Source organism: Moorena sp. SIO4G3 (genome assembly GCF_010692305.1).
GTDB lineage: Bacteria > Cyanobacteriota > Cyanobacteriia > Cyanobacteriales > Coleofasciculaceae > Moorena > Moorena producens_A.
Genome location: NZ_JAAHIG010000340.1, coordinates 1 through 9,475 on the forward strand (window position 1 = coordinate 1; position 9,475 = coordinate 9,475).

The 9,475-nt window shown below is 38.8% G+C and carries 4 protein-coding genes and 1 pseudogene; 4 read left to right on the top strand and 1 reads right to left on the bottom strand.

The features are described 5' to 3' along the window. The 4 genes and pseudogenes from F6J99_RS35710 to F6J99_RS35725 form a co-directional block, all read left to right on the top strand. Positions 1–651 (top strand): annotated as a pseudogene (locus F6J99_RS35710) (RND transporter MFP subunit); the annotation flags it as partial. A 283-nt stretch (positions 652–934) separates the two neighbouring features. Beyond that, positions 935–4,156, top strand: a complete 3,222-nt coding sequence (locus F6J99_RS35715) for an efflux RND transporter permease subunit (RefSeq protein ID WP_293120302.1) — start codon at positions 935–937, stop codon at positions 4,154–4,156. Between the two features lie 691 nt (positions 4,157–4,847). Then, positions 4,848–6,998 (top strand): NB-ARC domain-containing protein, encoded by a 2,151-nt coding sequence (locus tag F6J99_RS35720; RefSeq protein WP_293120303.1) that lies wholly within the window; start codon positions 4,848–4,850, stop codon positions 6,996–6,998. A gap of 5 nt (positions 6,999–7,003) precedes the next feature. Continuing rightward, positions 7,004–8,032, top strand: coding sequence for a serine/threonine-protein kinase (locus F6J99_RS35725; RefSeq protein WP_293120304.1), 1,029 nt, complete (start codon positions 7,004–7,006; stop codon positions 8,030–8,032). 4 nt (positions 8,033–8,036) lie between these two features. Here the strand turns inward: F6J99_RS35725 and F6J99_RS35730 are convergent, their stop codons facing one another. Beyond that, complete coding sequence (locus F6J99_RS35730; RefSeq protein WP_293120305.1) at positions 8,037–9,401, bottom strand: WD40 repeat domain-containing protein; 1,365 nt, start codon at positions 9,399–9,401, stop codon at positions 8,037–8,039. Between the last annotated feature and the right edge of the window lie 74 nt (positions 9,402–9,475).

Here is a 9,475-nt window from a genome sequence, read left to right on the forward strand (position 1 = left end):
TCACCCTTTGATGGCATTGTAGCCCACCTTAATATCCGAGAGGGAGACTTCTGGACAACCCAAATTTTAAACAGTGCAACCGCTGGTGATTATCAGACTGTAGTCGATTCAGTACCTATCATTATCAATGACCCTAGCGCTTATGAAGTCGATGTGGAACTACCCACCTTTTATGGCCCATTGGTGCAACCGGGTCAATCAGCTTATGTGGTGTTAGATCAAGACATGAGTACTGCCTCTAGTAGAGGCATGACCCAACAGGAATTGTTTCGCCTTGCTAAAGCCCGAGGCGCAATTTTTTCAGTCAGTCCTTCGGTTAACCCTGGTGAGCGTTCTGTAAACGTGACCGTCCGCCTGTACCAAGGAAGTAAGAATGTACTGGATGGGGAGCGAGTTTCTCTTTGGATCGCTGTGGCAGAAAACCCCACAGCCCTAAGTGTTCCTCTTAATGCAATTGTCTACCGAGACCAGAAACCCTATGTATTTGTTGTAAATCAACAAGAAAACGTCGTCAAACTGCGTCCGGTAACAGCGGGGATTAGGGGGATTTCTATGCAAGAAATTACAAGTGGTGTTGAAGTTGGCGACTTAGTGGTCACAGAAGGACTAAATCGCTTAGTTGATGGCACACCAGTTGAAGTGATTGACTAGCAATTTGGAAAGTTTGTAATTGGTCAATCGCTATCGGCCAAGCCGACGCTGCTTAACGCGCTCCAATTCAAAATTATCAATTCAAAATTCAAAAATACCCCACGAATGAATTCGGGGGCTTGAAACAAGGATGCCACGCCAATAGTATTTTTACAGAAATGAATTCAGGGGCTTGTATCCGGTGTCAAAAAGTCAAAATTATAAGGCTATTCATTTTGAATTTTGAATTTGGCATTTTGAATTAAAAAATGGTCATATGACGTTTTCCTTTGGTAGGTAATTGATGAGTAGTAAGCTGGTTTCATCCAACTATAAACCTGAGGGTTTACAGGATAAATTACATCATAATAATGGCCATAATGTGCCTGATGTTAACCAAGCCTCAGGTTTAGCTAAATTCTTTTTCCTGAAAACAGTATTTGGTATTCTTTTGATCGTTTTGCTAACCTTGGGTGGATTGATGGGTTATCAGTCCATGGTCAAAGAAGCCGATCCAGATGTGGAAATTCCCATGGCGATAGTGACTACTAGTTGGCCAGGGGCTGACCCAGAAAGCATAGAAACTCAAGTCACCGATAAAATTGAAAAAGAACTCAAATCCCTAAAGGGATTGAAGAAAGTTGAGAGTGCTTCTTTCAACGGTTTCTCCCAAATATCAGTGGAATTTCAAGCTAATGCCAATGTTCAGGAGTCGATGGCGCTGCTGCGGCAAAAAGTCAATGATGCTGAACCGGAGATTAATTCAGAGGCTAATCAACCAAATATACAGCAAATCTCTGCCCAAGATGTCCCAATTTTCTCGATTGCTTTATATGGTAATCTCGATCCGGCGGTGTTCAGTCGGGCGGCGGAAAATATTCAAGAAAGACTGGAAAAAGTCTCGGATGTACGGGAGGTTAATGTAGCAGGACAACGGAAAGAAGTTATCAATGTCCAACTTATCCCCAGCCGCATGATTACTTTGGGGATTTCCCCAACCACAGTAAGTGACCGCCTCAGAGTTGCTAACCAGGATATGCCCTGGGATCAGATTGAAAATGAACAGATTGGGGCTCAGGTGCGGTTGTACGGTAGGTTTCGTACCTTGGAAGATTTACGTAGCTTGCCTATCACTCGTTTGGGTGGTAGTGATGGTAGGGTAGTGCGCCTAGATGAAGTTGCCTTAGTACGTCGGGATTTGGAAAGGGAAAAGACTCGTGCTTTCATTAGTTGGCAGGGTTCTGAGTTTGAACCCACCGTCAGCATGGATGTAGTGAAAGTACCAGGGTCTGACTCGATTAAGGTCATCGAAAAAACCTTAGAAGAACTGGAGTCTCTCAAGCAAGACCTCAATGTCTGGCCTTTTGGGATGGATTATCGGATTACCTACAGGCAGGACGAACAGATTCACGATGAGCAGAATAACCTGATCACTAATGTGATTCAGGCAGTGGTTGGTGTTTTTATCATCTTGTTCATTGCCCTGACCTGGCGAGAAGCCATCATTGCTGGGTTATCGATTCCTTTAACCTTTCTCGGAGCTATATTTCTGCTCTGGCTTAGTGGGTACACCCTTAACAATATGCTCTTATATGGGATGGTCATAGCACTAGGATTGCTGGTGGATGTATTCATCTTAATGATGGAGGGGATGCATGATGGACTGTTTGTGGAAGGGTTAACCTTTAATCAGGCAGCCCTTAAGACTGTGAGAACCTATGCAGCACCAGCCTTTTCCGGTCAGCTCACAACCATTCTAGCTATGGCACCCCTGCTGGTAATTAGTGGCACGATGGGCAAGTTTATACGCTTGATGCCCATCACAGCAATTATCTGTCTGTTGCTCAGTTATGCGATCGCTTTATTAGTTGATATACCTTTGTCTCGCTTTCTGTTAGATAATGTCAAAGGCGGGATGCAAAAAACCCGCATTGATAAACTAACCGAATCCGCCTCTGAATGGTTTAAAAACTGGAGTCTCAAGTTTACAGTACGTAACCGAGCCACTGCTGCTGCTTGGATTGTCGGCACTGTAGTTCTTTTTATGACCTCTTTGGTTGCAGTTGCGCAATTACCAGGAACGCTTTTTCCTGATGCTGACACCAGGCCTATCAGTATCAATGTGGAATTACCCCCCACAGCCACCTTGGCAAAGTCTCAACAAGTGGCAGATGATTTAGGAGAAATTTTGCGTTCCAAGGATTATTTTGAAAGTGTCACCAAATTAGTTGGTCAAAAAAGTGCTTTAGTGGCAGAGAGTGGTCTTAAGCCGACACAGGATAACTATTTACTAGGTTTCTCAGCACTCTTTACCAAAAAAAACGAGCGCGACCAGTTCTCCTATGACTATATAGATGACTTGCGAACAGAACTGAATCAGGCCATCCGTAATTATCCTGGAGCATCCCTAGTCATCAATGTTCCTGGTACTGGTGAAGGGGGAGACCCCATTGCCATTGAGCTAAAAGGCAATGACATGAACACACTGCGGCAGATTTCCGGTGAAGTCCAATTAGCACTGCGCCAGATTGATGGGACTGAAGATGTCCGTGATGGCTTGGGAGACTTGCGCAACGATATCAAACTTCGACCCAAACGGGAAGCTATGGATTTTTATGGCATCACTGAAAATGACCTAGCCATGCAGGGACGCTACATTATGACCGATAACGAGATTACAGACTCTGCCATTAGAGCAGGAAAAGACGACTTAGAAATTCGTCTGAGTACTGCCTGGCCATCCCGCAATGGCGCTGTAGGTGGTCCCACTCGTCGTGATGAGTTGAGAATGATTCAACTGTTTTCATCAGACCACGGAGCAATATCGGGAGAGGCGATATTGGATGTTGAGCAGAGCATGGCTCCCCTATCGATTACCCATACAGATACCGAACGCACAGTTACTGTTTATTCTAAAGCTAAAGGTCGCACGTCTGGAGAGATTTTGGCAGAGTTACAGCCAAAATTAGACCAAATGAAGAAAACATGGTCCCCAGGTTATGATTACAAATTCGGCGGACAGGCTGAAACTCAAAGTGAAACCTTTGCTTCTGCAGTTAACATGTCCTATGTATCACTTTTCTTAGTTTTTTCGGTACTGGTGCTGCAATTTGGCTCTTTCAGCCAGCCTTTCATTATTATGCTCTCTATCCCCTTTGCTTTGATTGGCACCTTTAGTGGTTTCTCTTTGCTCGGGATACCCCTTTCGTTTCCTGCCATAATTGGGATTATTTCTCTAGTGGGAATTGTAGTTAATGATTCCATCGTTATCGTAGAAACCATGAACAACCATCGCTCAAGTGGAATGAAAGTGCGACAAGCTGCAGCTCATGGTGCTTCTGACCGACTGCGCCCGGTACTCACCACCAGTATTACCACCATGGTTGGTTTGATTCCTTTAGCACTAAGTGATCCCATTTGGTTTCCGTTGTGTATGGCAATTATCTTCGGTTTATGTGCCTCAACCTTGAGTGCGTTGCTAGTGATTCCTTGTTTGTATTTACAGTTGACGCCCAATAAGAGATAGGCAAGAGGCAAGAGGCAAGAGGCAAGAGGCATTAGGCATTAGGCAATAGGGTGCATCTCATACTTTGTACAAAAGTTGGGCAGGGTGCGTGATAACACGGACTCGCCCTGATTTTCTCCGTAGCCAGTATTGGGACAGTCCGTCCGATTGTAACAGGCAAGATGCCGATTCCACCCACCTCGTCAAACAGCATGCATTGAGATGCACCCAGGCAAGAGGCAAGAGGCAAAAGTTGGTTTTAATTATACTTTTTTAGCTTTGAAAAATTTCGAAAAAGCAAGCGAGCCTTGCTGAATAATCTGAAGTTACTATGTTCAGTAACACTCGGCGGATTGTGCTGTATGATGGCAGTCGGTTGACTTGAAACAATTGACTCAACTCCTCACGATTGTTTCAACCCAATCAGCGTACGCGCTTTAATCCTTTATTCCCTGCAGCGACTGCTAGGCTAAAGATAGCCAGACATATAGCCACGCTCGTCTCAACTCCGCTGCCCTTTAAGAGCATCTGGTAAATCATAAAATGCTTCTAAAATAGAAATTTTACCCATCAATGTTGATTCTCTTGTGCCTTAGCATCTTATCTTAGCATCTAGACTGAAATAGTCCTGACTACAGTCATAGTATCTGTATTAGAGTAATAGTAGAAGTACTGAGACTATCTATTTCTAAAATTACTTCACCAAAATAATATGTTTCGTCATAATCACCGTTCTCCTTCGCAGCCAGAAGAAAATAATTTGATTGGTTTGTTGCGAGTATTAGGGTGTGAAAATCCTCATCGAAGTGGTGATATTATTTTTGTTCATGGTTTGGCTGGTCACCCATGGAGTACTTGGCATCCGCAAAACCAAAAAGATCGTCAAGATGTTAACTTTTGGCCTTATTGGCTAGGAGAAGAATTAGAACAAAGTGGAATCGATGTTGGTATCTGGAGTTTTGGATACGAAGCGGCTCGATTTCAATTTAGCGGTTGGGCGATGGCACGTTTTGACCTAGCAAGTAATCTACTGGAATACCTAGAAGTCAACGATATTGGCAAGCGTCCGCTTATCTTCGTTACCCACAGTATGGGTGGATTGCTTGTAAAAGAAGCCATTCGTACTGCTCAAAATTTTAGGAGCCGAAAAATTTTTATCGAACAGACTAAATGGATTGTATTTTTGTCCACCCCACACACAGGTGCCCATATAGCTAGTTTAATTGATAAGATTAGTTATCTAGTCAGACCTAATGTCAATGTTAAAGAACTAAAAGCCAACGAACAAGAGTTACTTAGGCTCAATGAATGGTATCGGCAGAATGTTGAGAATTTAGCAATTAACACCAAAGTTTTTTATGAAACCAGGCGTATATATGGAATTTTGGTTGTAGATGAGGGTAGTGCTAACCCAGGGATTAGGGATGTACAACCTATTGCGGTACCATTTGACCATAATTCCATTGCTAAACCTCAAATAAATGACTTAGTTTATCTCAGTGTCAAAAAAATTTGTTGTCAAGCATTTACCGCTTCCACTCCAGAGGAGAGTCAACTAAAATTTTTAGGATTTGAGCAATCACCAGAACTAAATTATCCACCTTTTTTAGGTCGTGAAGAAGACATAAAAAAGCTAAAAGAGCAAATTATAGAACGTAAATGCAAAGTAATCTCTCTATGGGGTCAACAGGGGATTGGAAAATCTTATTTAGCTAAAAAGCTAACAGAAGAACAAGAAATAGTAGATGGATTTGATTATATTATCTGGACAAAACTTTTATTCTATCAACCGCTACAACACTTTTTAGACAATAAAATATTTCACAAGCTTCCTATCCTGGATACATCATCCCCATCTGATGAGCATGGTATTCCTGATTTGATTAAACTCTTGAATCGGCATAAAATACTAATAATTATAGATGGATTAGAACAATTAGAAGAATCTGATGAAGATATATATAAAAAATATCTTCAAATGCTAAATGAAGTGAAAGACTCTACTCATAAAAGTTGTTTATTAGTAATAAGCCATAAAAAGGAAATAAATAAATTAGAAATTACTAATTCACATGATTATAAGCTTAAGGGTTTAGTTGGAGATGCACTGATAAATTTTATCAAATATATAAAAATAGAGTGGTTAAGTGAAGAGCATTTAAAAGGATTAGAAAAAAAATATGGAGGCAATCCAAAAAGATTGGAAGAGATTGCGATATATATTGATGAATTCTTTGACCGAGACCCCAAAGTATTCTTAGGAAAGACAACTAAGGTGACAAGTAAAACAAGAGGATTTTTAGACAAGCAAGTTAAAAATAAAAACTTTTCTTTAACTAAAAGAGCAATTTGCAACTGGTTAGCTATTTATGGAATACCAGTAAAATCATTTGAGTTAGAAGAAAAAGTTAGAAATTCTTTTCCCTTTGTAACAGGTGATGATTTTTATGAGGCTTTGCAAAGTCTAAAAAATGGATTAATCATTGAAAAAGTTGAGGCAGGATTTTTTCTTCCTCCTGAACATAGAAGATACTTTATTAACCGAATTATTAATAAACTAATTGATGAAATATCTAACTTTACAAAATCAAGCAATCTAGAAAACACGCTATTAGATATTAATCCTGGCGCTAATTGTATCTTGATAAGATATAGACTACTTTTAACAAACTATCTAGATAAACAATTAGAGCAAGCACAAAAAAAACGAATAATAGGAGGTTTAATTAAACGATTATCTCGTGACGAAGAAATGACTAAAGAAAAGCTATGGAAACTTCACTCTGAAGTTGAAAATTTCGATAAAATTAATCGTTCGCTTAGTTATCTATCGGATAACATAGTAATGTTAGTGGAGAACTGAAATTTATGACTTTAAGTAATGAAAATTTTGAAGACAAAACACCAATTCAAATTCTGCTAAAAGAGGCAAGAAGAAACAAAAATCTCAAAGCAATTTTCAAGTATGAAAATTTTGAGGAATTGGGAAGCGGAGGATTTGGTACCGTCTATAAAGCTCGTGAAATAAAATCAGCTAAAGATTATGCTATCAAAGTTTTGCTGACGACCGAAGATGCAGATACATCAAGAGAATATGAAGATGAAAAAAGGTTTCAAAGATTTAAAAGAGAGATTTCTATATTGAAGGGTTTTGAAAATGACAATATTGTACAATATTTTGATGATGCTGTTTGTGACGCTACTGGTATATGCTTTATAGTAATGGAATATTGTAATGCTGGTAATGTAGCTGATTTAATTGAAAAAGGTAGGGTTCCAGATAAATGTATCGAAAATTATCTAGCAATTATTATTCAAGCTTTGGATGGTCTAATAGAACTTCACGAAAACGATAAAATTCAAGGAATTCATCGAGATATTAAACCAGAGAATATCCTTATTTGCTATGAAAATGACACAAATAAAAGGTCAAAATTTAAAGCAAAGTTAGGAGACTTTGGACTAGCAAAAGCATTTGATTCGGCTAGTTTGACATCTATTTCACCGATTCGTTCAAATACAGAATCAAGTCAGAGAAGTAAATTGAAAAAATTACAATTCAGTCCTCAATTTACCTCTCGCAACTTGATACGCGACTGGAAAAATGCAACACCTCAAACTGATGTTTGGTCAATGGCAGCGACTTTATATTATATGTTAACGGATGGTGACTATCCAAGAGATTTTTCTAACATATCTGATGAATTGGACATAATAGAGGTGATTCGCAAGTCTAAGCCTATTTCTATTCGAGAGAGAAATGCATCTATTCATAAAGATTTGGTAAATATTATTGATAAGGCTTTAAATGAATATGATGATTATTATTCAACTGGTGCTGAGTTTCAACAGGATTTAATTCGATTTGTTGAATCACAAAATAGTAATAATAGATAGCTATCTATAAATCTTTTTTTACTAGCTGAAGTTGTTCACGCACCTCATCAGGATTTAGCCATCCATATCCAGCACAAGCGAGAGTATAAAATAAGTCTTCAAAGTCTTTTTCTGTCCACTGAGGTGTTCCTTCACGAGTTAAAGACTTAGTAATTTCTTCTTCTGTAACTTGGCGATTACTAGGTAATGTGAAAGCATAAGGTATATGCTGTTTTAAGAAGGTTTCTAAGTAAGGTCTAGCTCCTTCATCCCAATCAGTGAGTTGACGCTCTTCTAATTCCCAGTTTAAAAACCAGACTTTTATTTCCTCTCCATCAGCAGAAATAGCCCATTTATTATCTCTACTTAAAACAACAGAAGTTACTTGACTATTATGTCCTTTAAGGTAAAATAAAGGTTGAGATTGTCTATTTTCCACATCCCATACTTTCACAGTTTTATCAGAACTGCCTGACAAAGCGATTCGACCATCAAAGCTTAAAGATACTGAATTTACTCTGTCTGTATGTCCAGTAAAGCAATGTACAGGGGTATTTGTATTAATATCCCATAACCATACCCTTCCATCTGAATCTCCAGATAGAAGTAAATCACCATTACCATTAAGGGAAAGTGAGTGAATTTTAGCTCCTAGAATGGCACTTTGAGCAAGACACTTACCTGTTGCTGTATCCCACTTCCTAATTGTTTCATCAGAACTACCAGAAATTAAAAATTTAGCATCAGGACTTAAACAAACAGCATTTACTTCATCTTTATGCCCTTTAAAAATACGTAAACAAGCTCCATCCCGTCTAAAAGTACGCATACAAGGTTCTTGTATTCCTCCTTGAAAATCTAATAGTTCTATTGTTTTATTACTTCTTGCCATCGCAACCCATTTTTCATCTGTAGCCAAACCAATTGATTTAATAAAATCTTGTTTTAATTTGTGTAGCAATGCACCATTTCGATTTTTATCAAGAATGTCGTAATACTTGAGTGTGTCATCTAATGTGTACACAGCAAATTCTTTACTGAAGCGAATTGAAAAATACTCATGTGTTCGACTAGAGTTTTCTTCTTTTACTCTACGAAGTTCTATTTTTGTAAGAATCATACAAATCAAACCTTTCCATATAGCTTTAACTAATTCAAAAAAATTAACAAAAAGCTGAAATATTGGTCTTGTTTCTTTCTTGTTTGATTTTTTAACAAAATCTTGTAAATCATCCCAAGCCTTTTCTACCCTATTCGGGAAATTTTTCTTTAAACACAAACTAGGTAATTCTAATAGTTTCAAATTAAGTAGTCTTGCTCTCAATCGACCAACTAAAATACCCTTGTGTGTACAGCCCGGTGCAAATGTGGAGGAAACTGTTATAGGCAACAAGGTTCTACTTCAACACCAGATGTCAGATAAATTAGTTAATGTGATATATTAAACTTTATGCTAAGTGTGCA

Bases quoted from the DNA above. Each gene is read 5' to 3' on its own strand.
- F6J99_RS35715 (WP_293120302.1), top strand. From the start codon at position 935: ATGAGTAGTAAGCTGGTTTCATCCAACTATAAACCTGAGGGTTTACAG.
- F6J99_RS35720 (WP_293120303.1), top strand. From the start codon at position 4,848: ATGTTTCGTCATAATCACCGTTCTCCTTCGCAGCCAGAAGAAAATAAT.
- F6J99_RS35725 (WP_293120304.1), top strand. From the start codon at position 7,004: ATGACTTTAAGTAATGAAAATTTTGAAGACAAAACACCAATTCAAATT.